Annotated in this window: 23 protein-coding genes and 1 pseudogene; 15 read left to right on the forward strand and 9 right to left on the reverse strand. The window is 68.9% G+C overall.

What is annotated here, in order from left to right; genetic code table 11:
• Positions 1–480: 480 nt before the first annotated feature.
• Together rph and ACN28C_RS26510 are read left to right on the forward strand one after the other, a co-directional pair.
• A complete protein-coding gene (gene rph / locus ACN28C_RS26505; protein WP_422774813.1) occupies positions 481–3,081 on the forward strand; it encodes a rifamycin-inactivating phosphotransferase in 2,601 nt (866 codons plus the stop codon).
• 421 nt (positions 3,082–3,502) lie between these two features.
• Positions 3,503–4,378 (forward strand): endonuclease/exonuclease/phosphatase family protein, encoded by an 876-nt coding sequence (locus ACN28C_RS26510; protein WP_422770243.1) that lies wholly within the window; start codon positions 3,503–3,505, stop codon positions 4,376–4,378.
• A 144-nt stretch (positions 4,379–4,522) separates the two neighbouring features.
• Here the strand turns inward: ACN28C_RS26510 and ACN28C_RS26515 are convergent, their stop codons facing one another.
• Positions 4,523–5,908 (reverse strand): hypothetical protein, encoded by a 1,386-nt coding sequence (locus ACN28C_RS26515; protein ID WP_422770244.1) that lies wholly within the window; start codon positions 5,906–5,908, stop codon positions 4,523–4,525.
• Between the two features lie 136 nt (positions 5,909–6,044).
• Here ACN28C_RS26515 and ACN28C_RS26520 point away from each other — a divergent pair, with 136 nt between their 5' ends.
• Entirely contained in the window at positions 6,045–6,536 is a 492-nt protein-coding gene (locus ACN28C_RS26520; protein ID WP_422768684.1) for a winged helix-turn-helix domain-containing protein, read from the forward strand.
• A 20-nt stretch (positions 6,537–6,556) separates the two neighbouring features.
• Positions 6,557–7,123 (forward strand): IS630 family transposase, encoded by a 567-nt coding sequence (locus ACN28C_RS26525; protein WP_422774814.1) that lies wholly within the window; start codon positions 6,557–6,559, stop codon positions 7,121–7,123.
• A 669-nt stretch (positions 7,124–7,792) separates the two neighbouring features.
• Here the strand turns inward: ACN28C_RS26525 and ACN28C_RS26530 are convergent.
• The gene (locus ACN28C_RS26530) at positions 7,793–8,677 is read right to left on the reverse strand and encodes an IS5 family transposase (RefSeq protein ID WP_422774736.1); all 885 of its coding nucleotides are present in this window, start codon (positions 8,675–8,677) and stop codon (positions 7,793–7,795) included.
• A 372-nt stretch (positions 8,678–9,049) separates the two neighbouring features.
• On the opposite strand from ACN28C_RS26530, the gene ACN28C_RS26535 reads away from it, so the two are divergent.
• The 4 genes and pseudogenes from ACN28C_RS26535 to ACN28C_RS26550 all read left to right on the forward strand — a co-directional run bounded on the left by ACN28C_RS26535 (position 9,050) and on the right by ACN28C_RS26550 (position 11,337).
• Positions 9,050–9,886 carry an IS5 family transposase gene (locus ACN28C_RS26535; RefSeq protein ID WP_422768978.1) on the forward strand — a complete coding sequence of 279 codons (837 nt, stop codon included), beginning with the start codon at positions 9,050–9,052 and terminating at the stop codon, positions 9,884–9,886.
• Positions 9,887–10,319: 433 nt separating this feature from the next.
• Positions 10,320–10,445, forward strand: a pseudogene (locus ACN28C_RS26540) (VOC family protein); the annotation flags it as partial.
• A gap of 3 nt (positions 10,446–10,448) precedes the next feature.
• Entirely contained in the window at positions 10,449–10,523 is a 75-nt protein-coding gene (locus ACN28C_RS26545) for a DUF6924 domain-containing protein (protein ID WP_422774815.1), read from the forward strand.
• Between the two features lie 154 nt (positions 10,524–10,677).
• The gene (locus ACN28C_RS26550) at positions 10,678–11,337 is read left to right on the forward strand and encodes a class I SAM-dependent DNA methyltransferase (protein WP_422770245.1); all 660 of its coding nucleotides are present in this window, start codon (positions 10,678–10,680) and stop codon (positions 11,335–11,337) included.
• A 114-nt stretch (positions 11,338–11,451) separates the two neighbouring features.
• Here ACN28C_RS26550 and ACN28C_RS26555 read toward each other — a convergent pair whose 3' ends face one another.
• Both ACN28C_RS26555 and ACN28C_RS26560 read right to left on the reverse strand, forming a co-directional pair.
• The gene (locus tag ACN28C_RS26555; RefSeq protein WP_422770246.1) at positions 11,452–11,979 is read right to left on the reverse strand and encodes a nuclease; all 528 of its coding nucleotides are present in this window, start codon (positions 11,977–11,979) and stop codon (positions 11,452–11,454) included.
• Positions 11,980–13,079: 1,100 nt separating this feature from the next.
• Complete coding sequence (locus ACN28C_RS26560) at positions 13,080–14,036, reverse strand: PQQ-dependent sugar dehydrogenase (protein WP_422774816.1); 957 nt, start codon at positions 14,034–14,036, stop codon at positions 13,080–13,082.
• A gap of 7 nt (positions 14,037–14,043) precedes the next feature.
• On the opposite strand from ACN28C_RS26560, the gene ACN28C_RS26565 reads away from it, so the two are divergent.
• Entirely contained in the window at positions 14,044–14,241 is a 198-nt protein-coding gene (locus ACN28C_RS26565; protein ID WP_422774946.1) for a hypothetical protein, read from the forward strand.
• 1 nt (position 14,242) lies between these two features.
• Here ACN28C_RS26565 and ACN28C_RS26570 read toward each other — a convergent pair whose 3' ends face one another.
• Positions 14,243–14,713, reverse strand: coding sequence for an SDR family NAD(P)-dependent oxidoreductase (locus ACN28C_RS26570; protein ID WP_422770247.1), 471 nt, complete (start codon positions 14,711–14,713; stop codon positions 14,243–14,245).
• Positions 14,714–14,941: 228 nt separating this feature from the next.
• Between ACN28C_RS26570 and ACN28C_RS26575 the strand changes: the two genes are divergently transcribed.
• Positions 14,942–15,765 (forward strand): IS5 family transposase gene (locus tag ACN28C_RS26575; protein WP_422774737.1). Its coding sequence is split into 2 segments (ribosomal slippage): positions 14,942–15,241 and positions 15,244–15,765, totalling 822 coding nucleotides; the frame shifts between segments, so codons are not numbered across the junction.
• A 15-nt stretch (positions 15,766–15,780) separates the two neighbouring features.
• On the opposite strand, the gene ACN28C_RS26580 is transcribed toward ACN28C_RS26575, so the two are convergent.
• A complete protein-coding gene (locus ACN28C_RS26580) occupies positions 15,781–16,518 on the reverse strand; it encodes an SDR family oxidoreductase (protein WP_422770248.1) in 738 nt (245 codons plus the stop codon).
• Between the two features lie 86 nt (positions 16,519–16,604).
• Between ACN28C_RS26580 and ACN28C_RS26585 the strand changes: the two genes are divergently transcribed.
• Positions 16,605–17,210, forward strand: coding sequence for a TetR/AcrR family transcriptional regulator C-terminal ligand-binding domain-containing protein (locus tag ACN28C_RS26585; RefSeq protein ID WP_422770249.1), 606 nt, complete (start codon positions 16,605–16,607; stop codon positions 17,208–17,210).
• Between the two features lie 97 nt (positions 17,211–17,307).
• Complete coding sequence (locus ACN28C_RS26590; RefSeq protein ID WP_422770250.1) at positions 17,308–17,505, forward strand: DUF3072 domain-containing protein; 198 nt, start codon at positions 17,308–17,310, stop codon at positions 17,503–17,505.
• Between the two features lie 108 nt (positions 17,506–17,613).
• On the opposite strand, the gene ACN28C_RS26595 is transcribed toward ACN28C_RS26590, so the two are convergent.
• Positions 17,614–18,465: a PhzF family phenazine biosynthesis protein gene (locus ACN28C_RS26595; protein ID WP_422770251.1), complete on the reverse strand. Its 852-nt coding sequence runs from the start codon at positions 18,463–18,465 to the stop codon at positions 17,614–17,616.
• 95 nt (positions 18,466–18,560) lie between these two features.
• On the opposite strand from ACN28C_RS26595, the gene ACN28C_RS26600 reads away from it, so the two are divergent.
• Entirely contained in the window at positions 18,561–18,938 is a 378-nt protein-coding gene (locus ACN28C_RS26600; protein ID WP_422770252.1) for an ArsR/SmtB family transcription factor, read from the forward strand.
• Positions 18,939–19,013: 75 nt separating this feature from the next.
• Here the strand turns inward: ACN28C_RS26600 and ACN28C_RS26605 are convergent, their stop codons facing one another.
• Positions 19,014–20,069, reverse strand: a complete 1,056-nt coding sequence (locus ACN28C_RS26605) for an App1 family protein (RefSeq protein ID WP_422770253.1) — start codon at positions 20,067–20,069, stop codon at positions 19,014–19,016.
• A gap of 181 nt (positions 20,070–20,250) precedes the next feature.
• Between ACN28C_RS26605 and ACN28C_RS26610 the strand changes: the two genes are divergently transcribed.
• The gene (locus tag ACN28C_RS26610; RefSeq protein WP_422770254.1) at positions 20,251–21,900 is read left to right on the forward strand and encodes an ArnT family glycosyltransferase; all 1,650 of its coding nucleotides are present in this window, start codon (positions 20,251–20,253) and stop codon (positions 21,898–21,900) included.
• 34 nt (positions 21,901–21,934) lie between these two features.
• Positions 21,935–22,504, forward strand: a complete 570-nt coding sequence (locus ACN28C_RS26615; protein WP_422770255.1) for an acyltransferase — start codon at positions 21,935–21,937, stop codon at positions 22,502–22,504.
• A 79-nt stretch (positions 22,505–22,583) separates the two neighbouring features.
• Here the strand turns inward: ACN28C_RS26615 and ACN28C_RS26620 are convergent, their stop codons facing one another.
• Positions 22,584–23,867 (reverse strand): nucleotide sugar dehydrogenase, encoded by a 1,284-nt coding sequence (locus ACN28C_RS26620; RefSeq protein WP_422770256.1) that lies wholly within the window; start codon positions 23,865–23,867, stop codon positions 22,584–22,586.

A 23,867-nucleotide genomic window follows, 5' to 3' on the forward strand; every position in this document is an offset into this window, starting at 1 on the left:
GCCCATCACCCGTTGCGGAGTGACGCTTCGCCCGTCACCCGCTGCGGCGTGACCACGACGCGGCCGCCGCCCACCGACCAGGGCGACGGCCGCGTCCGGCCGCGTCCCGTCCGGTCACGTTGGCAGCGGAACCAGGTGTCGTGCGCCCGGTAGTCGTGGCCCGGCAGGGGTATCCACCGTGAGGTGAGGGCAGGATCTCCTCGGCCCGATCGTCGGCGCCGGCTCGGCGGTCACGCCCCTGATCCCTCCCGTGCCGCAGTGTATGACGGCGCGGACGGCGCACCCCGCCACCTTCAACGTATAGCGGAGCGGGGGACTTGCGGCAAGACCCCGGTCGTGCCGCAGAATCGTCGGCCGAGCCCAGAACCTGCGAAAACAGGGGCGGGCACGTGTTGTTGTCGGCGTACGGAAGATGCGGGAGGGCCGGTGACTCGGCCGGCCAGCGCGGTGCATCGGAGTACGTTCCCCGGAGGTGACGCGGTGAGCGAGCAGTACGTGTTGGGTCTTCAAGAGATCGACGAGACGCAGGTCGCAGTCGTTGGCGGCAAGGGCGCGCATCTCGGAGGCCTGTCGCGGATCGGAGGCGTCCACGTGCCGGACGGCTTCTGCCTGACGACAGCCGCCTTTCGACGGGTCGTGGCGGAGGCGCCGTCGGTCGAGGAGCGGCTCGACCAGCTGTCGCGCCTGGACCCGGAGGACCGGGAGCCAATCCGCATCCTCAGCGCGGAGACCCGCCGGGCGATCGAGGGCGTCGCCATCCCGGGTGATCTCGCTGCGGCGATCCTCCGCGCCCTCGCCCCGCTCGGCGAGGAGGCCGCCTACGCCGTCCGATCCAGCGCGACGGCGGAGGACCTGCCGACCGCCTCCTTCGCCGGCCAGCAGGACACGTACCTGAACGTCGTGGGCCCGGCCGCGATCCTGCGGCACGTCAGTCGCTGCTGGGCCTCGCTGTTCACCGAGCGGGCCGTGACCTACCGCCAGCGCAACGGCATCGACCACCGGGATGTCCAGATGGCCGTGGTCGTGCAGCGGATGGTCTTCCCGCAGGCGGCCGGCATCCTGTTCACGGCCGACCCCGTCACGTCCAACCGACGGATCGCCTCCATAGCGGCCGGCTTCGGCCTCGGCGAGGCCCTGGTCTCGGGTCGGGTGAACGCGGACGTCTTCACGGTGCGCGACGGCGCAATCGTCGCCAGGACGGTCGGCACCAAGCGGTTCGCCCTGCACGCCGTACCGTCCGGCGGGACGCGGGACGTGGCGATCGACCCGGAGTGGCAGGAGCGGCCCGCGTTGACGGATGCGCAGATTCTGCGGCTGGCGCAGCTCGGTCGGCGGATAGAGGAACACTTCGGCCATCCCCAGGACATCGAATGGTGCCTGGTCGACAACGACTTCCAGATCGTCCAGAGCCGGCCGATCAGCACGCTGTTTCCCATCCCGGCGGCCGACGACGGCGAAAACCACGTCTATGTCTCCGTCGGGCACCAGCAGATGATGACCGACCCCATGAAACCGCTCGGACTCTCCTTCTGGCAGCTCACGACACCCCGGCCGATGGCCGAGGCCGGCGGGCGGCTCTTCGTCGACGTCACCCGGGTCCTGGCCTCGCCGGCGGGCCGTCCCGGCTTCCTGGAGGCCGTGGGCAGGTCCGATCCGCTGATGGCGGATGCGCTGGAGACGCTCCTCCAGCGTGACGACTTCATACGGCCGGTTCCGGACGGGGGCCCTGGCTGGACGCCGCCGGGCAGCGGCGCCTCCGCCCCGATCGAGACCGATCCGGCCGTCGTCACCGAGTTGATCGAGCGTGGCCGGGCCTCCATCGCCGCCGCGCAGCGCGACATCGGGACCAGGTCCGGAGCGGCGCTGCTCGACTTCATCCTGGCGGACATCCAGGAGCTTCGGCGGGTCCTGTTCGACCCGTGGAGCCTTCAGGTGATCATGGCGGGCATGGAGGCCGCCTGGTGGCTCAACGATCAGCTACAGGCGTGGCTGGGTGAGAAGAACACCGCCGACACGCTCACACGGTCTGTACCCCACAACGTCACCGCCGAGATGGGCCTGGCGCTCCTCGACGTCGCCGACGTGATCCGCCCGCATCCGGAGGTGGTGGCCTTTCTGCGCGACGTCGAGGACGACGGCTTTCTTGACGATTTGGCCACGCTCGAGGGCGGCGCCGACGTGCGGGACGCGATCCGGGCCTTCCTCGACCGGTACGGCATGCGCTGCGTCGGCGAGATCGACATCACGAGGCCGCGGTGGAGCGAACGCCCCGGCATGCTCGTGCCCCTGCTCCTCGGCAACGTCAGGAACTTCGCGCCGGGGGCCGGCAAGCACCGCTTCGAGCAGGGGCGACAGGAGGCGGAGAAGAAGGCACGGGAGGTCCTGGAGCAGTTGCGGGCGCTGCCGGACGGGAAACGCAAGGCCGACGAGACCAAGCGGATGATCGACCGGGTCCGCACCTTCAGCGGGTATCGGGAGTATCCGAAGTACGGCATGGTCAGCCGCTACTTCCTCTACAAGCAGGCTCTGCTGAAGGAGGCCGATCGCCTCGTGCGGAGCCACGTCCTCCGCGACAGGGAGGACATCTTCTACCTCAGGTTCGAGGAACTGTACGACGTCCTGCGCACGAACCAGGTGGACCACCGGCTCGTCGACGAACGCAGGGACGCCTTCAGGGCGTACGAGGGGCTCACCCCACCCCGGGTGCTCACATCGGATGGCGAGGTCATCGCCGGGGCGTACCGGCGTGACGGCGCGCCGACCGGCGCGCTGCCCGGCCTACCGGTCTCAGCCGGGACCGTCGAAGGGCGGGCCCGCGTCATCCTGGACATGGCACAGGCCGATCTCGAACCTGGCGACATCCTCGTCACGACCCACACGGACCCGAGCTGGACTCCCCTGTTCGTCGCCGCCAGAGGCTTGGTGACGGAGGTCGGCGGTTTGATGACCCACGGCGCGGTGATCGCACGGGAGTACGGCCTGCCCGCCGTCGTCGGCGTCGTGGACGCCACCCGGCTGATCGCCGACGGGCAGCGGGTCCGCGTGCACGGAACCGACGGGTACGTCGAGGTCCTGCCCTGACCGGGCGTCAGCGGTTGGGGTCGGCCACGGCTCGGTCTGGCGGTGCTGCCCTCACTCGGGTTCGACCCGTTTGCTGGTCGCGTGGGTCGGTGCGGGGCCGGTGGCGTACGTGAGGCTCGTGCCGCCGACCGTGCGCCCCACCGGCCTGGAGTGCTCTGGCGTCGCCGACAGCCGCTATCGCCGTGGGGGTGCGCGCGGTCAGCGGTGGCTGGCGACGTCGGCCAACGTGCCCCCGGGCCGGGAACAGCCGCCGCACCGGGCAGGTGCAGCACCGTCGTCGACGGCTGGCCACCGGGCTGAGCCGGCGAGCGTGGCCCGGACCTGTCGATCTTCCATTTCCCCGTTGTTCGGTGCCGCGTCGACTCGAGTCGATACTGTGCGCTGGCCGCCACCGACGGCGGTCTCGTGCGGAGGGAAGTCGATGCGCAGGACAACACCCTGGCCAGCCCGCGCCCTGGGCGCTCTCGCGGGCGTGGTCGCGCTGGTGGCAGCTCTGCTGCCGGCCGCACCGGCGGTCGCGGCGAACGTGACCTTCAAGGCAGCGACACTGAACATCTACAACGGACTGAACCAGACCGACTTCGTACACGACCTGAACCTCATCGCGTCCAGGGCAGACCTCATCGGGCTCAACGAAGTCGGCAACCGCAAGGCCCTTCTGCAGAGCTGGGCCGCCGACAACGGCTGGTGGTGGTACGCACCGGGCGGCACCAACCAGGCCGGCGAGACACTGATCGCCAAAAAGAGCATGTTCGACGTACTCGACAAGGGCTCAATCTTCGTCTGTGACACCAACGGTCCGGGCGAGGTGCCGCCCGCGCGGTACAACAACTGGGTCAAGTACCGGCACAAGGCCAGTGGCCGCAACGTGACACACATCAACGCCCACGCGGTGGCCAGCATCGAGACCGCCGGCCGGCCGGAGGACCTGCCGCGCACCAGGTGCGCCGAGGCGCAGTTCCAGGGCCTCAAGGACCTGGCGGTCGACAAGCAGGACGAGGGCCAGGTCATCGTCAGCGGCGACCTCAACGTCGACTTCAGCGCCGACCGGAGCTACGGGTACGCGAAGTTCCCGTGGCAGGTGTTCGAGGCCAACGCACTGCCGAACCTGCGCTCCACCTACAACCTCTACGGCGAAAAGGGCACCGGAACGCACGGCAACCGGCACATCGACTACATCTACTTCTGGAAGCGGCTGCCGGAGTACCAGCTCATGTGGATGACCGGCTACGACATCGTCAGCGGCACGAGGTCCGACCACAACGGCGTCGTCGCGACCTTTTCCATCCAGAACTGACCCCTCGCCTTCCGCCGGCTACGAGTCCGCTTCTGCTCTTGGCGCGACGGTACCGTCAGCACGATGTGATCCGTCCCGGCCGACTTCCGAGTGAGACCACATGAAGGAGACGAACTGGACGATAGCCTGTCCGCCAGGCTTCCGTCATCGATGCCGGGAGTCGCGCTGGCGGCGATGGTGTCTCTGCTCGTGGCCCATCAATGCTAGATGTTCCTGGAGCCGGGAATGACGGAACTGATAGACAGCCCCAACCTGCCGTAACACCCCTCGTCGATGAGCGTCCTCCAGAAAACGCATCAACGACCAGGGAAGCTGCCCTCGAATGCCGAGCCAGCATTGAGCTATGACGAATCTCGCCCACGCACTTCCCGTCCCGGGACGGAGGCCAACCACACCTATGCGGCGCGAGACGCGATCAAACAAGAGCCGAGGAGCCAGCCCGAGCCCGAGCCCAGAGAAGAGGCCGATCATGAGTGCGGCGGCTGGCCCAGGTATCGATACCGGCAGAGCCGCCATGCCGCTCCCGTAGGCAAGGCCAACGATTACCCCACCCACAAGCCCAATCGCCAGGAAGACAGTTCGGTCGTCACGCAGCGTCGAGCGAGGGTCGAGAAGTTCGGCCTCTGTGGCCTTGGCTCCGAATCCGAACAGCAAGCCGGATCCCAGCGCGAACCCGAGTCCTATCAGCAGACTGGGCTGCAGCGTGAGGCCGGATGTCAGCGCATGCAGGTATCCCACGGCGAGCCCGCCAAGAACACTGATCAACAGCCGCCACAGCCGGAATCGCATGCGGCTCGGCGAGCCATCAGAAAACCACAACCCGGCCGGAATCCCAAACCCGAGCGTGAAGCCAAGCCACGCCAGGATTCCGGACGACCTTTCGAAGACCACTCCCATTCCGACCCCGAAACCGAGTCCCATCCCCGAACCAAAGATGAACCCGAGAGCCGGCTTATAGTGAGGAACGGCACGAATAAGCCGCCACCAGGCCAGATCAGACGTATTCTGCCGACCTAGATGCCAAGCCAGGAATGACAGCCAACGCTCGGACTTCCCGAACGGGTACGCGGACGGCGGTACGTGCGCGGTACTGTCGCTCCAAGCGGGTTCCTGTCTGTAGACGGCGGGAAGATAGGCGTTCAGCAGACGAGTCTCGATGGCGGCCGGGTCAGAGTGGCCGATCAAATCGGACGGATCAGTGCTGGGAGACGTATAAGCCGTTCGGGCCAGGTACACCATCAACGGGGTAGATAGCGTCTGCGCCAGGGCCCCTCCGGGGTGGTCGCTCAGTTCCATGATTACCGATGCCCACCTACGTGGACCATCGGGTTGCCCTGCCGGTAGGTACTCAATCGCATCCGCAGCCGTGACCGGCGCGATCTCCACCACTGCCGCGCGACCCAATGAATTGCCAATCGCACCTATCGCGGCCTGATATTCATCAGCCCGGCAGGTTACTACCAGGGGGCGATGCTGCCCCACCGCATCTGTCAACGCCCTGACAGCGGCGACGTGCACACCGTTGGGCATCTCATCCAATCCGTCCAGGATCGGAAGGACACGACCCTGATCTACTACAGCGGTTGAATGGCTGGGGTCTGGCTCGGTCGATCGCCTGTGATCAACCACTATGGACGACCGGTCGGTGTTGATCTATACCTGGGGTGTGAGGTACGCCGATAGTGGTGGCCTGTCCGCTGCCGGACGGGCCAAGCGGGAGCAGGTACGGATGCAGGCCGCGCGGATGTTCGCCGTCGATGTGCCGGCGGCGCAGGTCGCGGCCCGGCTACGGGTGTCGACGAAGTCGATCTACCAGTGGCGACGCCGCTGGCGTGCGGGTGGGATGACCGCCCTGGCCTCGACCGGCCCGGGTGGAAACGTCTCCCGGCTCTCACCGGACCAGCTACTGCGGCTACGAGCGGAGTTGGACCTCGGCCCGGCCGCACACGGCTGGATCGAGGACCAACGCTGGACCCTGGCCCGGGTCGCCACCCTGATCGGCCGACTGTTCCACGTCTCCTACACCCTGCGCGGCGTGTCCTACCTGCTGCACCGCATGGGCTACACCCCTCAGGTACCCACACACCGAGCCGTCCAGCGCGATGAGGACGCGATCGCCGACTGGCGGGCCACGACCTGGGCCAAGGTACGAGGCTAGCGGCGGCGACCAGGGCGTGGATCGTCTTCGAAGACGAGGCCGGACAGACCCTGCGCCCGTCCAGGGCCCGAACCTGGGCCCGCACGGGCCACACACCCACCGTGCGGGTATCGGGCAAGGGCTCAGGCCGAATCTCGATCGCCGGACTGATCGCCTACAAACCCGGCCAGCGCGGCCACGTCTTCTACCGCCTGCGCGTCCACCGCAACCGTACCGGCGAGCGCCGCAGCCTGTCCGAGGACGACTACGCCACCCTGATCACCGCCGCGCACCACCGGCTCCACGCCCCGATCATCCTGATCTGGGACGGAGTCAACACCCACACCAGCACCGCGATGCGCCAGCTCATCGCCGCCCGCCACCGGTGGCTGACCGTGGTCCAACTACCCGCGTACGCACCCGACCTCAACCCCGTCGAGGGCCTGTGGTCAACGATGAAGTCCAGCCTCGGCAACCTCGCCGTCGACGGCGTGGACCACCTCGCCGCGATCATCCGCAACCGACTCAAGCGCATCCAGTACCGACCCGACCTGATCCCCGGCTTCCTCGCCCAGACCGGACTCAGCCTGGAACCGGAACCACCATGACCGAAACAGACCCCAGACTTTCAACCGCTGTAGCCGTCTTGCCGAACTCAGGCCATACTGGCCGCGCTCACGAAGAAATGGATACTGTTCGACGAGGCAACCGGCCAGCCAGGTATCGAAGTGTTGTTGGCGCGGATTCCACGACGCGAGGGTTAGCAGAACCGGCACCGGCGCCCCGGGCGTCCACTCTCGGCACAGCCCGATGGTCAACAGGACCGCAAGGGCCGACTTGCCGGACCCCGGTCCGCCGAGGACCACCAACTGTCGTGAGGGAAGCTGCCGAAATGCTGCCACTGTTGCGGTCACGTCGCCATGCATCCGCAGTCGTATCGGCTTCCCCGCGATTAGATCAGGGCCGATGATCTCTCCGACTGATGGCGCGACCAGACGCGTGGTCGACGACCAGCGGACTCGCAGCGCGGCCGGACGTAGCAGCCGTATCGCCGCCTCCCGCTCCCACTGGCGTCCGACAAGACGGGCAAGGTCCTCAGCAGCAGCCTCCAGCTTGGCCGAGGGATCGGTGGACACGCTCAGCGAACGCCGACTCAACCGCATGGCCGTGACGCTGACCACGAGACCCACGGCCGTCAGAATCAAGCTGCCGATGCTGGCCAGCTTGTCCGTTCGGTCCAGCCGCTGCTCGGGACCTAGGGCGCGTTTCATAAGCGGTCAGAGCCATTCGTTGATCGCGGCGACGTGGATGGTTGCCTGGTAGCGGACTGCGAGCTTGTCGTAGCGGGTGGCCAGGCCGCGGTGGCGTTTGAGCCGGTTGATGCCGCACTCGACGGCGTGGCGCTGCTTGTAGATCTCGGGGTCGAACCTCGGCGGCCGTCCGCCCCTCGACCCCTTCTTACGCCGGTTCGCGGCCTGGTCGACCTTGATCGGGATCGTCGCCTTGATCCCGCGTTTTCGTAGGTGCTCCCGGTTCGCGGCCGAGCTGTACGCCTTATCGGCCAAGACCCGGACCGGGCGGGTACGCGGACGTCCGCCACCAGGCCGCGGCACCCGGATACGAGCCAGGACCCAGGTGAACTGCGGGCTGTCACCACGCTGCCCACCGGTCACCACCACCGCGAGAGGCTTCTGGCCCTGCTCACATGCCAGGTGCAGCTTGGTGGTCAACCCGCCACGAGAACGACCCAGGGCATGGTCGGCGGGCTCGTCCGCGACACCGCCGGGCAGCTCCTTCTGCTCCTGCGGCCGGGTCCGAGCACCGGCGGCGTGCTGATGAGCGCGGGTGACCGTGGAGTCGACGCTGACGTCCCAGTCGATCAGCCCGGCCGCGTCAGCGTGGGCTTGCAGGCCGGTGAGGATCCGCTGCCAGATCCCGCCGCGCTGCCAGCGGCGGAACAGCCCATACACGGTCTGCCAGGGTCCGTACAGTGCGGGCACGTCCCGCCACGGGCAGCCAACCCGCACCCGCCAGCGGATCCCGTCGATGAGCTGGCGTTTATCCCACTTCGGCGGACGGCCCGGCTTCTTGCCCTTGGGCAGCAGCGGCTGCAGCGCCGCCCACTGGGCGTCGGTCAGGTCGTGCCGCCTCGCCGCCGGTATGGTGCCCCCGAGGTCTCCGGTTTTCGTTCTTCTTGGTCGTTGAACGGTCTACCGGAGACCTCGCTGTCTATCTATCAGCGACACACCACCTGATCAGGCTTCCCGATACCGGTGGTACGAGTCAGCGCCCACTTCTGAAACGCGCCCTAACTGGACGTTTGCTTCGCGTTCGCGTCGGTAGCGACCGATTCACATCTCGGCCTCGGTGACGCAGAATGCCGGACCTGACCTGGAATGGACGCATCCGGTCCAGCTCTGCCCTGACCGGAATCAACGCGTTTCACCTTGCGATCGTGTCTGATTCACTTACGCCCTGGAATCAGCGGACATAACGTCCGCCGAGCCGGCCTCCAGACACCGTACGACCACACCATGACCGCACGGCGAGCCTACCCATCCGACCTGTCCGACGCCCGCTGGGCCCTGATCGCGCCCCGCCTGACCGCCTGGCGACAGGCCCGCACCGACGCCGGCGTCAGCGGCCGCGTCCCCACCCACGACCTACGCGAAATCTTCAACGCCATCCTGTACGTCAACCGCACCGGCATCGCCTGGCGCTACCTACCCCACGACTTCCCGCCCCACGCGACCGTCTACGGCTACTTCGCCGCCTGGAGCAAGGAAGGCATCTTCACAGAACTGAACTACAACCTCACCGGCCTCGTACGCGACCACCACGGCCGCACCATCCACCCCACCGCATCCATCATGGACAGCCAAAGCGTGAAGACCTCCACCAACGTCCCACTGTCCACACAGGGCACCGACGCCGGAAAGAAGATCGTAGGCCGCAAACGCGGCATCATCACCGACACCCTCGGTCTCCTGTTGGCCGTGATCGTCACCGCCGCCAGCGCCAGCGACAACACCATCGGCATCGACCTACTCGACCAGGCCACCGCCGCCTACCCCACCCTGACCAAAACCTGGGTCGACGCCGGCTTCAAAAACCGCGTCGTCGAACACGGCGCCCAACTCGGCATCGACGTCGAGACCGTCACCAAAGACCCACAAACCAAAGGATTCAGCGTCGTCAAACGACGTTGGGTCGTCGAACGCACCCTGGGATGGCTCATGCACCACCGCCGACTCGTACGCGACTACGAAGCACGACCCGACAACTCCGCCAGCATGATCACCCTCGCCATGATCGACAACCTCGCCAAACGCCTCACCGCCGAAACCACCCCAACCTGGCGATACGGCTAAACCCACATAACCGACGAAGTACGTGAATCAGACGTCCTCTAAGGCCAGGAAACCGAAGAACGCTGCGGCGGCTAGGACAAAGGCGGCCCCAGCGATCCATTGCCACGACTTCCACCGGTTGCCGAGATGCCCCACCGCGTCATCATCGTCGGCCGACGCAACCGTGACACCATGCGCGCAGTCAAGCGGCGAGTCACAGTGGGGACCTCCCCAGCTGCCTCCTCACTGAAACACGCCGACGGAGATCGCGACATCTACGGGCACGAAGATCCTCATCAACGCCGTCTGCCCAGGCTTGGTCGCGTTGACGCTGGGCATCCTCGTCTGGCCGGGCCACGGTCGCAGGTCAATGAAACAAGTAGCCGCCGACCGAGCGTGTTACCTGCTGGCGACGCGCGAGCGGCGAACAGGCCCCGACCCCGCGTACGCTGCCGTGGTGCAGATCGACGTGGTTGCTCTGATTGTCGAGGAGTATGACCCGGCGATCGCGTTCTTCACCGCCGTACTCGGCTTCGACCTCGTCGAGGACTCCCCGTCGCTGACGGATGACGGGCGACCCGACCTGTCGCTCGCAAACATGGACTACATCGACTTCGCGGCCTCAGCGGACGCGGACGGTGTCTTCCGAGGCTTCTGACCCAAGAGCAGGAATACTCTCATGCCGCGGTCGGGTCGTCACGCAGTGCAACTTTGTTGTGAGCGGAGGCAAAACGTTCCCTTCTGTGTTCAGCTCGGCATCCTCAGGTAGATTCGCCGCCGCGACGGCCGACGACGGGGAGGGTCAGCGGGGGATGGACGCCAGTACCGAGGAACTGCGGGACGCGCACAACGTGCTGTCGGAGTGGTATGCGGAGAACCTGGTCGGGGTGCTGGAGAGCATGCCGGTCGAGCGCACGATGCTCGACCTGTTCGCCGAGCTGACCTTGGCCGTGGGCACGGAGGTCGCGGACGTGGGCTGCGGCACCGGGCGACTTCTTCCGTACCTCGCGGGTCGGGGTCTGTCGCCGCGCGGCGTGGATCTGTCGCCGGGGATGGTGGAGGTGGCGCGGCGGGAACATCCGGGTTTCGCGTGTGAGGTCGCCGATCTGCGGGAGCTGCCGTTCGGGGACGCGTCGCTGGCCGGGGTGGTGTGCTGGTATTCGTTGATCTTCCTGGCGCCGGACGCCCGGGGACGGGCGTTCGCCGAGCTGGCCCGGGTCCTGCGGCCGGGCGGCTACCTGGTGGCGGCGTTCAAGCACGGCGACGGGACAGGGCATCGTAACGGTCCCGGCAGCCGCGTCGGCAGTCTTGGCATCGACTTCGACCGGTACTGGCTTTCGGCCCAGGAGATGGAGGACCGCTTCACCGCCGCCGGTTTCGCCCTGGTTTTCCAGGGCAGCACCCCACCTGAAAGGGCAGAGCCCCCGCACGGATACATGCTGGTTCGCAAGACAGGCTCCGCGGACGCGTAGTGCGCGGATCTGCCGCCGACCGTGCGCGCCATCGCCATTATCGGCGTACCTCAAATCGACGCTCGCGGCGAAGTACCAACGCACGAATCTGCCCCGAACAAGGTGCCCTCCGGCCTACAAGAAGCGCTCAGGGTCGAAGGTTTCGAGATCGATGATGCGAACCCGAGGAAGGGCGTTGGTGAAGCAGCCTGCGTCCTCCTCGATGTCGAATACCTGCAGGCGCGGCACGTCGGCGAAGCCGGCGTTGAGGAACTCCTTGAACCCGACGATCGCGACCTGATGATCACCTCGCAGGAGCTCGCCGACCTGCGGCAGGAAATCGCCGTCGTGGCTGGCGAGCATCACATTGCCCGAGCGCCGGGCGATGGCCTCCAACGTCCGCTGGATGCCGATGTCCACCACCTTCTGATCTGATGATCCAGCGAGCGGGATGGGCCGGTATTCCATGCTCAGGAGCGCCCGGACGAAGGGCATCGGCAGACCGCCACCCGAGGCGTTGAGGAAGAACAGTCCCTTCACCGGCCGCTGCCACGTGTCCCGCGCGAATTCCCGTAGACGCTCCCACCGGGGTCGCTCCGCTGGGGCCGGCCGGCGCTCCAGAACACTGTTGCCGAGAGTGGCATCGATGTTCTCCCCGTCCACGATGAGGTACGTGACGGGTTCCGATGTACCGGGCATAGGCGTACCTCTCGAGTCGAGCAGCGAGCGCGGACCAATCGAGCCTGAGCGTGTGACGTGCCGGAGGGAGCCCTGCTCATGGTCAAGGGTATTGCCTACCAGCTCTTGCCGGCAGACAGCATGCAACTCTCATGCCGCTCCGGGTGGACTGGCGTCCATCGCCGGTGGTGACACACGGTAATGCATGACTACCTCTCCTGGTTGCGCCATCAGTGCCGTACCGGCCGACCAACTCGTTCTGCGCGCCGCGGTGTCCGCCTTCCTGGGCCGCTACCGTCGCCAGACCCGGGGGTACGTGCGCTGGCTGCAGGATGTCCGCTGCTACCAGCCTCGACGTCTCGCGGCGCCTGTCGGAATTCGCGTGGGTCGTCTGGCGGCAAGGCGCGTCGACGATGTCGTCGAAGTGCCCACCATGGCCGGGATAGTGGAAACCGTGCTCGGCATGCTCGTACTCCATCAGGGTGCAGTCATTGCGGCGGGAAGGCGAGCAGATCCAGACCTGCCGGGTTGAGGGCCACGACGGCAGCGACGCCGGGTTCGGGCGCGTGTGCCGGCCCGCCAGGGGCGATCATCGCGGCGAGCAGGGCGAGATGTGCACCGGCCGAGCTGGCGCCCGAGACCAGAGATGCAGTCGTCGATGCTCACCACACCCCGGCCCAGCAGCCGAGATATCCGGCAGACACAGCGAGGATCCCGCGCGACGCCAATTGTCGGCAGTGCGGAGCCAGACCGTTGGGCGATCCCGCGCGCTGTCGGCGACGCGTGAAAAATTCAGACGTCGTTGACACGCGCAGGGCGCCGCCGTGGAACAGAACGATGCCGGCCGCGCTGGCCACGGCCACTCGTCTCCTATGATCCGAGCGACCAAGGTCAGGTACACACTTCTGACGTCGTCCGTGCGCCCCACCAGCAGCCGGAGCGATGGGCCAGCAGAGGAAGAGCGATCAGCCTGGCATGCGGGAAATGTTAGGGGCCTCACCAGACGGCATAGATCCGGTCACCAACCAGGCATTGACATCGTCGTGGCGAGCCGACGCCGACCGGCCGCCACCAGGGCACCCGCCTCAGCCTGCGTTCACCTCGACTCGCAGGATCCGGTCGTCGCCCGCCCGCGGGTCGGTGCCACCCCACGTGGCGCGATCGGTATTCGATGTGACGATCCACAACGATCCATCGGGGGCGACCTCCACGGTACGGATCCGGCCGTATTCGCCGGCGAAGTGGGCGATGGGGTCGGCCGTAGCAGCCCTGCCTCCGACGGGAAGCTGCCAGAGCCGCTGGCCGCCCAGCGCACCGATCCAGAGAGACCCGCGCGCGTACGCGACACCCGACGGGCTTGCGTCGTCCGGGTGGATCGTGGCGATCGGAGCCTCGCCCGTGGACCCGGCGATGCCCTCGGTCTCCGGCCAGCCGTAGTCGGCGCCCGCGCGGAGGACGTTCACCTCGTCCCACGTGCGATGCCCGAGTTCCGATGCGTACGCCGTGCCGTCAGGCCCGAAGGCGATCCCCTGGACGTTGCGGTGGCCGCTGGAATAGATCGGTGATGATCCCGGATTGTCGCGCGGAACGGAGCCGTCGAGCGCGATGCGCAGGATCTTGCCGTTGAGCGACTCGTCGTCGGCGGCGTTCTCGGGCTCGAAGGCGTCGCCCGTGCCGATCCAGAGGTGCCCGTCCGGACCGATGACGATCCGACCGCCATGATGGCGGTCGGCGGTCTGGATGCCGTCGAGCAGCACACGGTCGACGGTCAGCGAACGGTGGTCGTCGGCGATGGTGAGCGCCACGACGCGGTTCTGGTCCGCTCCGGAGACGGCGGCGTAGACGGTGCGGTCGGTCGCGAAGTCGGGAGAGGCGACGATGCCGAGCAGCCCACCTTCCGCGCTCACCTGCACGTCGGGCACGACGCCGACGGTTTCCGGGGCACCTCCCTGGGCGGGGATGCGCAGGATCTGCCCGGTGATGCGCTCGGAGACGAGTGCGGACCGGTCGGGCAGGAAGGTGAGTCCCCAGGGGGCCTCCAGTCCGGTGGTGAGCTCGGCCGGCTCACCGAGGGTCGCGACTCCGGCGGCCGGTGGTGCGGCGGCCGGTGGTGCGCTGCTCGGTCGTGCCGCCGGGGGCCCGTCGGAGGAGGCCGCGCATCCGCTCAGCACTCCGGTGATCGACGCCGCGACGACTGCCGTACGCCACCGCGCGCCGCTCTCCACTGCCTGGTTCCTCGTCCGGTAGGTCATCGTCTGAGCTCCAATGTCTCGGCGAAGCCAAGGCGCCGCACGAATGCCTCGCGGGTCAGGTCGCTGAAGGCCATGACGTGCTCGACGCCCGCCTCGGCGGCGTCCACGACAGATCGGAATGGCTTGCGACCCATCGGAAGGGAGAGGATGCGCACGATCTCGTCGGCCACGCTCTGCGGGTCGGCCGTCCTCCCCGGTCCGAAGAGCTGCTCGTGCGCGTGATGGGTCCGTTCGACGAGCGGGTCCAGCCTGGCGTACTGCGCTGCCACGCGCTCGTCCGTGGCGCTGCTGGCGTGCCGGAAGCTGCCGACGTAGACGAGGGTGCCGGCGCCGCGTTCGCGCAGGTGCGGCAGGACTGCGCGGTTCACCCGGTGCGCCCCGACCGCGTTGACATCGAGCAGTCGGGCCAGGTCGTTGTCGGTGAACGCCTCGACGTAGCCGACGAACAGGTGGCCGGCGTTGTGCACGACGGTATCGATGTCGCGTACACGGTGTGCCCGGCGGCGGCGAGCGTCTCGGCGGTCAGTCGTCCGATTCCGGAGGAGGTCCCGGTGACAAGTACGGTGGACATGCCAGTCTCCTTCCCGGGCGGTTTCCTAGGGCGCATCTGACGGATCTTCTCGGTCGTTGTGCTGGGCGTGGCTGGTGATCTGACTGATGACGAGTGGGCTCGGCTGGAGCCGTTGCTGCCCTCCATGGCCCCCCAGCAGGGTGGTAGGTGGCGGGATCACCGTCAAGTGCTCAACGGGATCCTCTGGCGGATCGACAACGGCGCGAAGTGGCACCAGGTCCCGGACCGGTACGGCCCCTACAAGACCTGCTACCACCGGTTCGCGCAGTGGGAAGCCGACGGCACCTGGGACCGGATCCTGCAACACCTGCAGGCCGAGGCCGACGCCGCTGGTGACCTGGACTGGCGCGGGCAGATCGATTCCACCATCGTTCGCGCCCACCAACACGCCGCTGGCGCTCGGAAAGGGGGCTCACCGCGCAGGACTCCCGCACGGTCCAAGGTCTCGGCAGGTCACGAGGCGGGCTGACCACCAAGGTGCACCTGCTGGCCGAAGGCCAGGGCCGGGCCCTGGTCAAGCGGGTCACGCCCGGCCAGGCGGCCGACACCAGGGAACTGGTGGCGCTGGTCGACGCGGTCGCGGTGCCCAGACCCGGCGGCGTGGGGCGACACCGCAAGAGGTTGGATCACCTCACCGCCGACAAAGCGTACGGTTCCAAGGCCAACCGGCGGTCGCTACGCGCCAGGGGTATCCCGCACACGATCCCGGAGCGGGAGGATGTGCGAGCCAGCCGCGCCCGTAAGGGTTCCCGGGGCGGCCGGCCTCCGAACTTCAACGCGGAACGGTACAAGGACCGAAACCAGGTCGAGCGCGCCTTCAACCGACTCAAGCAGTTCCGGGCGGTCGCGACCCGCTACGACAAGTTGAGAAGTCGTTACGAGGCAACAGTCACCATCGCCTCGATCCTCGTCTGGCTCCGAGCGAAACGCGACCGCAAGTCACCATGATCCGTCAGACGCGCTCTAGGCGGCGCCGCCGTTGACATACAGCACCTGGCCGTTGACCCAGCGGGCCGGACCGGCGAGGAACGCGACCGCCTCGGCGATGTCCTCGGGGATGCCGAGTCGACCCATCGGGTTCATCGAGGCGATCTGGTCGATCGCCTGCTGGCTCTTTCCCTCGAAGAACAGCGGTGTGGCGGTGGGGCCGGGCGCGACCGCGTTGACGGTGATGTCCCGGCCGCGCAGTTCGCGCGCGAGGATCAGCGTCAACGCCTCTACGGCGCCCTTGGAGGCGGTGTACGCGCCGTAGCTGGGGATCTGTAGCCGGGTGACCGAGGTGGAGAAGTTGACGATCGCGCCACCGTCGCGCACCCGCCGGGCGGCGAGCTGGTCGACGACGAAGGTCCCCCGAACATTGGTACGCAGAATGCGATCGACGGTTTCCAGGCTCATCTGCGCCACGGGCGCGAGCGGCATGATGCCCGCGGTGTGCACCACGACGTCGACGCCGCCGAAATGCCGCACGGCGGCGTCGAAGATCGCGGCCATCTCCGCCTCGTCCGCCACGTCCCCGCCCGCCACGATGGCCCGGCCTCCGGCGCGCGCCACCGCACTCGCCGTCTCCTCGGCGCGATCCTTGCCGCTCGCGTAGTGCACGACGACGGAGAAGCCGTCGGCGGCCAGTCGTTCGGCGCTCGCCCTGCCGATGCCGCCGGACCCGCCGGTGACGATCGCGACGCGACCTGCGTTGTTCTCCATGATCTACCTCCGCTAGTATATGTACAGCCTGTACATTACTGCGGCGCACGTAAATGTACAAGTAGTCCACAAGAGGAGACCACGGGATGTCCGAGAGTGCTACCGCCCGACGGGGGCGCGGCCGCCGACCGGCCGCCGAGGTACGCGCAGCCGTGCTCGCCGCGGCAGGGCGCATCCTGCTGCGGGACGGCATGCGAGCAGTCACCTTCGACCGGGTGGCGGCCGAAGCGGGGTCGAGCAAGATGACTCTCTACAAGTGGTGGCCCTCACCGGGAGCGCTCGCGGCCGAGGCATATTTCACCCAGAGCCGCAGCGCGTTGGATTTTCCCGACACCGGGGATCTGCGCGCCGACCTGATCGCGCAGGTCAGCGCCTTCGTGCGCCTCTTGAAGCAGGAGGGCGCGGAGAAGCCCGTCTCGGAACTCATCGGAGCGGCCCAGATGGACCCCGACCTTGCCCAGGCGTGGTCGGAGAGTTACGCGCTGCCCCGCCGCGAACTCGCCCGGGTACGCCTCCGGACCGCCCAGCACCAGGGCCAGCTACGCCACGATGCGGACCTCGACATCATCGTCGACCAACTGTGGGGCGCCTGCTATCACCGGCTGCTCGTCCTCAGGGTGCCCTTCGACGAGTCGATCGTCGCGCGCCTGGTCGACCACGCGCTCTACGGCGCCGCACCGCGCAACGGGTGACAGCACGGGTCTGCCGGCACAGGTGACGTTCGACGCGCCGACCACCGGGGTATAGGACAGGCGTTCGAGAACGTGATCAAGAGGGGGATCGAGCGCCATGACCGACCGCAACCCGGAGAAGGAGCCCGAGGAGTGGGTGACCGGCGACGAGCCGCCGACCGGGCCGCAGGAGTCGTACCTTGCCACCCTCGCCCGTGAGGCCGGCCGGGACGTCCCGGACGACCTGACCAAGGCGGAGGCATCGCAGCTCATCGACGAGCTACAGGAGCAGACCGGCCGCGGTGGACCCGGGTGAGCCGCGCCTTCGACTCGAAGATCAGCACCGGCCCGGCCTGGTCCCTGCCGTCCCGGACGGCGACCACACCGGGCAGGTTGCCGGCCACCCCGACACAGTTGCCGCCGGCTACTCCCCCGGCTCCGGGATGGTGACGGCGCCGTCGAGATATCGGCGGTAGCTGCCGCGCAGGCGTACCCGATCGCCGTCGACATCGCAGTGCACGGTGCCGCCCCGGGCCGAGAGCTGCCGGGCGGTCAACCAGGTCCGGCCCAGCCGCTCGGCCCAGTAGGGCGCGATCTGGCTGTGCGCGGAACCGGTCACCGGATCCTCGAAGGCGCCCGCCCCGGCACCGAACCAGCGGGAGACGAAGTCGACCCCGTCGCCGTCGCCGGGCGCGGTCACGACGGCGCCACGTACCGCAAGTCCGGCCAGGACGGTGAAGTCCGCCGCGATGGCCCGGACCTCGGCGGCGCTCCGGACGACGTACACCAGGTCGGTGTCCCGGAAACTGTGCTCCGGTTGGATCCCGAGCGCGGTGGCTGCCACGGTGGCGGTCTCGTCTCCGTCGGGCACGACCCGGAGCCGGCCGGCCGGAAAGCTCAGCTCCAGCTCGCCGTCCCGGTCGCCCCGGCCGACCGGCAGCCATCCGCTGCGGGTCCAGAAGAGCAGCCGCCGCGCGTCCGGATGGACGTCGTCGAAGAGGTGCCCGGCGGTGGCCAGGGTGGCGTGCCCGCAGAGGTCGACCTCGACGGCCGGAGTGAACCAGCGCAGGTGATAGGCGGGATCGTCGCCGGGTGGCGGAGCGGCGTCGGCCGGCAGGTCGGCCGTGTAGAACGCGGTCTCGGAAAGATTGTTCTCCTCGGCGATCGCCTGCAGGAGGGGGTCGGGCAGCCAGGCCGGCAGTGGCATCACCGCCGCCGGGTTGCCCTGGAAGACACGGTCGGCGAAGGCGTCGATCTGGATCAGGCGGAGCCGCATCGGACCTTTCTAACAGCACCGGTAATGTCGACCGGACCGCTCCCCACTCGGCGTTAAACTCCTCTTATATAAGTGAACGCTGAAAGGATGGCGACGTGCACGCGTTCGACGTTCTCGGCGATCCCGTCCGGCGGCGCATCCTGGAGTTGCTCGTCGACGGTGAGCGATCGGCCGGTGAGGTCAGCGCGGTGATCCAGGAGGAGTTCGGCATCTCCCAGCCGGGCGTCTCACAACACCTGCGGGTGCTCCGGGAGAACGGGTTCACCACCGTCCGCGCCGCCGGCACCCGGCGGCTCTACGCGATGGACCCTACACCGCTGGAGGAGATCGACCGGTGGCTGGAGCGGTACCGGGGGTTCTGGACCCAGCGGCTGGACGCGCTGGGCACCGAGGTCGCCCGTGGCCGGCGCGAACGCCGCCGAGCGGACCGGTCGACAGGTCGCCCCACGAGACCGGACGCCCGGGGCGCCTGACGCCCAGGGCGCCTGACGCCCGGGACAACACCTTCTGGGACAACAGCCGTCCGGGACCACCGACCACCGGACGGCTCAGACCAGGTTCGCCTCCCGGAGCAGCCGCCACAGTCCGGCGCCGTCCGGCGCACAGAACCAGCGGTCGCCGAGCAGGCCGGCCGTCGAGGCGTTGCCGTCGGCGCCGTCGGCCGGTGCCGGGAAGCCACCGGCCAGCACCGCCTGGGTCGGAGAAAGCCGGCGGATCAGCACCGCCGCCACGTTGTCCGGATGCTTCGCCGCGAACTCGGCGTAGATCTCCTGGTCGTGCTGGCCGTCGTCGCCGATCAGCAGCCACCGGATCTCGGGAAACTCGCGGACCAGCCGGGCCAGGGTGGCCCGCTTGTGCTCCCGCCCGTTGCGGAACCAGCTGTCCGCCGTCGGGCCCCAGTTCGTCAGCAGCAGCGGGCCGGCCGGATAGAGATGCCGGGAGAGAAAGCGGGTCAGGGTCGGTGCGACGTTCCAGGCACCGGTGGAGAGGTAGAGTACCGGTGCCCCCGGGTACGCGGTGACCAGGCGCTCATAGAGCACCGCCATGCCGGGTACCGCCATCCGGGCGTGCTCGTCGAGCACGAAGGTGTTCCACGCGGCCAGCAGCGGTCGGGGCAGTGCGGTGACCATCACCGTGTCGTCGATGTCGGAGAGCACCCCGATCTTCAGCTCCGGGTCGACGATCCGGACCGGCGCATCCACCGGGTCGGCGCCGGGGCTGGAGAGCCGGACGCTCTGCCAGCCGGGCGCCAGGTCGGTCTCGACGACCAGGTCGACGAAGCCGCTCCGGTCTGACCGGGCCTCGTGGCGGCGACCGCCCGCCTCGATCACCACCGGCGCGTGCTGCACCGGCAGGGTGGCGAAGCTACGCCAGCCGCGTACCTTCTCCGGCCGCCGGCGGGGCCGGCGCTGGAGCCGGGTCAGCAGAACCCTGCCCAGCACGCGGACCCAGCCCGGGGCGCCGTAACCGGCATACGGGATGATCGTGACATCCCACCCGCCCTGTCCCAGTCGACGCTCGATGAACTGGTGCACCGCGTCCTCGATCCGGGCCGCTCGGTGCAGCCGGGGCGCGGGCGCCGAACCGGCGGGTATCAGCGACACCTAGCCACCCTGCCACAGAGCACCCGGTCCGGCTACGAGACAGATCAACTATCCCGCCGGGAAAGTGCCGGCACCGACCTCCAGCCCTCGGGTACGACGTCGGCGACCTGCGCCGATCCGGACTTCCGGCGTGCCGTACCGTGCAAGACTTTTCAGACGGGACGGCGACGGGGGCGCGCTTGTGTCGGTGGCGGTGCCGCGCGGGGGACGGCTGGTGCGATCACTCGACCGGCCCGGCGCGGTGGCGCTCGGGCTCGGCCTGCTCGGCCTCGGCTACCGGCTGGTGCTGGTCCTGCTGACCGTCCCGGGCTCGAACAGTGACGAGGCCACCTTCGGGCTCGCCGCGCTGCACATCGCCGCCGGTGAGGAGCTGCCGGTCTTTCTCTACGGCCAGCACTACATGGGCACCGTGCAGAGCTATCTCGCCGCGCCGCTCTTCCTGCTCTTCGGCGCCGGCTGGGTCCCGCTGCGGATACCGCTGCTCCTTCTGTACGCCGCCTTCGTCTACCTGACGTACCGGCTCACCCGCCGGCTCTACTCCCCCTGGCTGGCCACCTTCACCGTCGGGGTGCTCGCCCTCGGCGGCGAGCGGGTGGTCCGGGACCAGATCACCGCGGTCGGCGGCCGTCCCGAGGTCAAGCCCGCCGTACTCGGCCTGCTGCTGATCGCCCTCGCCCTCGGGCAGCGGCGGAGCCGGCACCGGTGGTGGGGTTTCGGCCTCTTCGGTCTGCTCACCGGGCTCTGCGTCTGGGACGACTGGCTGATCCTGCCCTACCTCGCCGTCGCCTTCGGGGTCCTGCTGCTGGGCTGCTGGCGGGAGCTGGTCAGGCCGGCCGGCGCGCTCCTGGTCGGCGGCTTCCTGCTCGGCGTCGCACCGCTGATCGTCGACAACGTGACCGCGCCGGACGGGCAGGACTCGATCTCCGTACTGCGGCAGGTCAGCGCCGGCGAGACGGAGTCGACCCCGGGCCAGGCCCGCCTGCATGGTGCGCTGCTCGTCGGCGTACCGCTCGCCACCGGGCTCTGCCGGCCGGAACGCTGCGACCCCGTGGAGATGTCCTGGGGCGGGATCTACCTGGCCCTGCTGCTCGCCGCCGGGACACTCGCGGTGCGGGGACTGGCCCGGCCCGGCGGAGGGGAGGGCGCCCCGGCCGGGGGTGCCTGCGACGCGGTCCGGGCCACCCGGATCGGGTACGCCACCCGGCTCGCGCTGGTCCTCGGCGCCGCCCTCACCCTGGCGGCGTACGCCCGCAGTTCGCTCGCCGGTGACACGCCGCTGGCCAGTGCCCGCTACCTGTCGATCCTGCAGATCTCCCTGCCGGCCGTGCTCTGGCCGCTCTGGCTGCTCGCCCGCCGGGCGGGGCGGCTCGCCGCCGGGCCCGTGACGCGGATCGGCGGCATACTCGCCAGCGCCGTTCTCGCCCTGCTGATGGTGCTGCTGCTCGGCACCACCGCACACCTGATCGGCGAGATCGGGACGATCCGGGCCGAGGAGCGGCAGCAGCGGGAACTCGCCCGGACCCTGCAGCGGGCCGGCGTCGAGGCCGTGTACGCCGAGTACTGGACCTGCAACCGACTGGTCTTCGTCACCCGGGAACGGGTGGCCTGTGCGGTGCTCGGTGCGGACCTGCGGCCGGGGCAGGACCGCTATCCCGCGTATCCGCGCCGGGTGCGGGACGCCGGGCGCCCGGCGTACGTCTTCGAGGTGGGAACGCCGGCGGAGGCCGCCGTCCGGGCGCACCTGCGCCGCTCCGGCGTCGCGGCGCGGGTGATCCAGGTCGGGCGGCACCGGATCTACCTGCCGGCGGCGACGCTGCGGCCACCCGGCTGACCCGGCCCGCTCCCCTCCCGTATCCTCCGGAACCGTGACTTCAGCGAAGAACGAGCCCTCGGCCCTGCCCGACACGGTCTTCGTGCACCCCTCGGCCGAGGTCGACGAGGGCGCGCGGATCGGCGACGGCACCAAGGTGTGGCACCTCGCCCACGTCCGCTCCACCGCCCAGGTCGGTGCGGGGTGCGTGATCGGACGGAACGTCTACGTGGACGCGAACGTCGTCGTCGGCGACCTGGTCAAGATCCAGAACAACGTCTCCGTCTATCAGGGCGTGACCATCGAGGACGAGGTCTTCGTCGGCCCCTGCGCGGTCTTCACCAACGACCTGCGGCCGCGGGCGCAGAATCCGGACTGGCAGATCACCCCGACCATGGTGCGTCGGGGCGCCTCGATCGGGGCGAACGCCACCCTCGTCTGCGGGATCGAGATCGGCGAGTACGCGATGATCGCCGCCGGCTCGGTGGTCACAAAGGACGTCAAGCCCTACCAGTTGGTGGCCGGCAACCCGGCCCGGCCGAAGGGCTGGGTGGACGCCCGGGGCGAGATCGTCTCGCGGGACCCGGAGCGCCCGCCGGCACTGGCCGACGTCGAACTCCGCTGACCTGCGCCGCAGGCTGCGCCCGGTGGGTGCCGGGCTCAGCCTGCGGCGCGTGCGGCGCGTCGCCTGTGTCGTGTTTCGTTCAGCCGCCGATGACCACGCGGCGGACGCCGGACCAGCGGGTCGGGTCGGTCACCCGACGCCCGTCGACCAGCACCTGCACGCCGGGCAGGTCCGCCGCGCCGAGGGTACGGTACTCGGCGTGGTCGGCTTGGATCACCGCCGCGCTGACCGACTCGCCGGAGTACGGCGGCAGGCCCAGCGCGGTCAGCTCCTCGCGGGAGTACATCGGGTCCGAGACGTAGGGCCGCGCGCCCCGGCGGCGCAGCGCCTCCACGGTCGGGAAGACGCCGGAGAAGGCGGTCTCCTTGACCCCACCCCGGTAGGCGGCGCCCAGCACCAGCACCTCGACCCCGGTCAGGTCGCCGACCGCCGCCGCGAGCAGGTCCACGGCGTACTCCGGCATCGCCGCGTTCGCCTCCCGGGCCGACCGTACGACGGTGGCCGCCGGATCGTTCCAGAGGTACATCCGGGGGTAGATCGGGATGCAGTGCCCGCCGACCGCGATGCCCGGCGAGTGGATGTGGCTGTACGGCTGGGTGTTGCACGCCTCGATCACCTTGATGACGTCCACCCCGACGCTGTCGGCGAAGCGCGCGAACTGGTTCGCCAGCCCGATGTTGACGTCCCGGTAGGTCGTCTCGGCCAGCTTCGCCAGCTCCGACGCCTCGGCCGAACCGAGGTCCCAGACGCCGTTCGGACGGGGCAGGTCGGGGCGCTCGTCGAAGTCCAGCACCGCCTCGTAGAACTCGACACCGCGCCGGGCGGACGCCTCGTCGACCCCGCCGACCAGCTTGGGGTAGCGGCGCAGGTCGGCGAAGACCCGGCCGGTCAGCACCCGCTCCGGGCTGAAGACCAGGGTGAAGTCGCGGCCGACCGTGAGCCCGGAGCCCTCCTCCAGCATCGGCGCCCAGCGGTTGCGGGTGGTGCCGACCGGCAGCGTGGTCTCGTAGCTGACCAGGGTGCCCGGCTTGAGCCCGGCCGCGATGGACCGGGTCGCGTCGTCCATCCAGCCGAAGTCCGGCACGCCCTCGGCGTCCACGAAGAGCGGCACGACCACGACCACGGCCTCGGACCCGGCGACCGCCGTGGCGGTGTCGGTGGTGGCGGAGAGTCGGCCGGCCGCCACCGCCTCCTTGAGCTTGACGTCGAGGTCCGCCTCGCCCGGGAACGGCACGGCACCATCGTTGACCAGCTTCACGACCCGCTCGGAGACGTCGGCACCGATCACGGTGTGCCCCTTGTCGGCGAACTGCACGGCGAGCGGCAGCCCGATCTTCCCGAGCGCGACGACGCAGATTTTCAT

Source organism: Plantactinospora sp. WMMC1484, assembly GCF_049315195.1.
Taxonomy (GTDB): Bacteria; Actinomycetota; Actinomycetes; order Mycobacteriales; family Micromonosporaceae; genus Plantactinospora.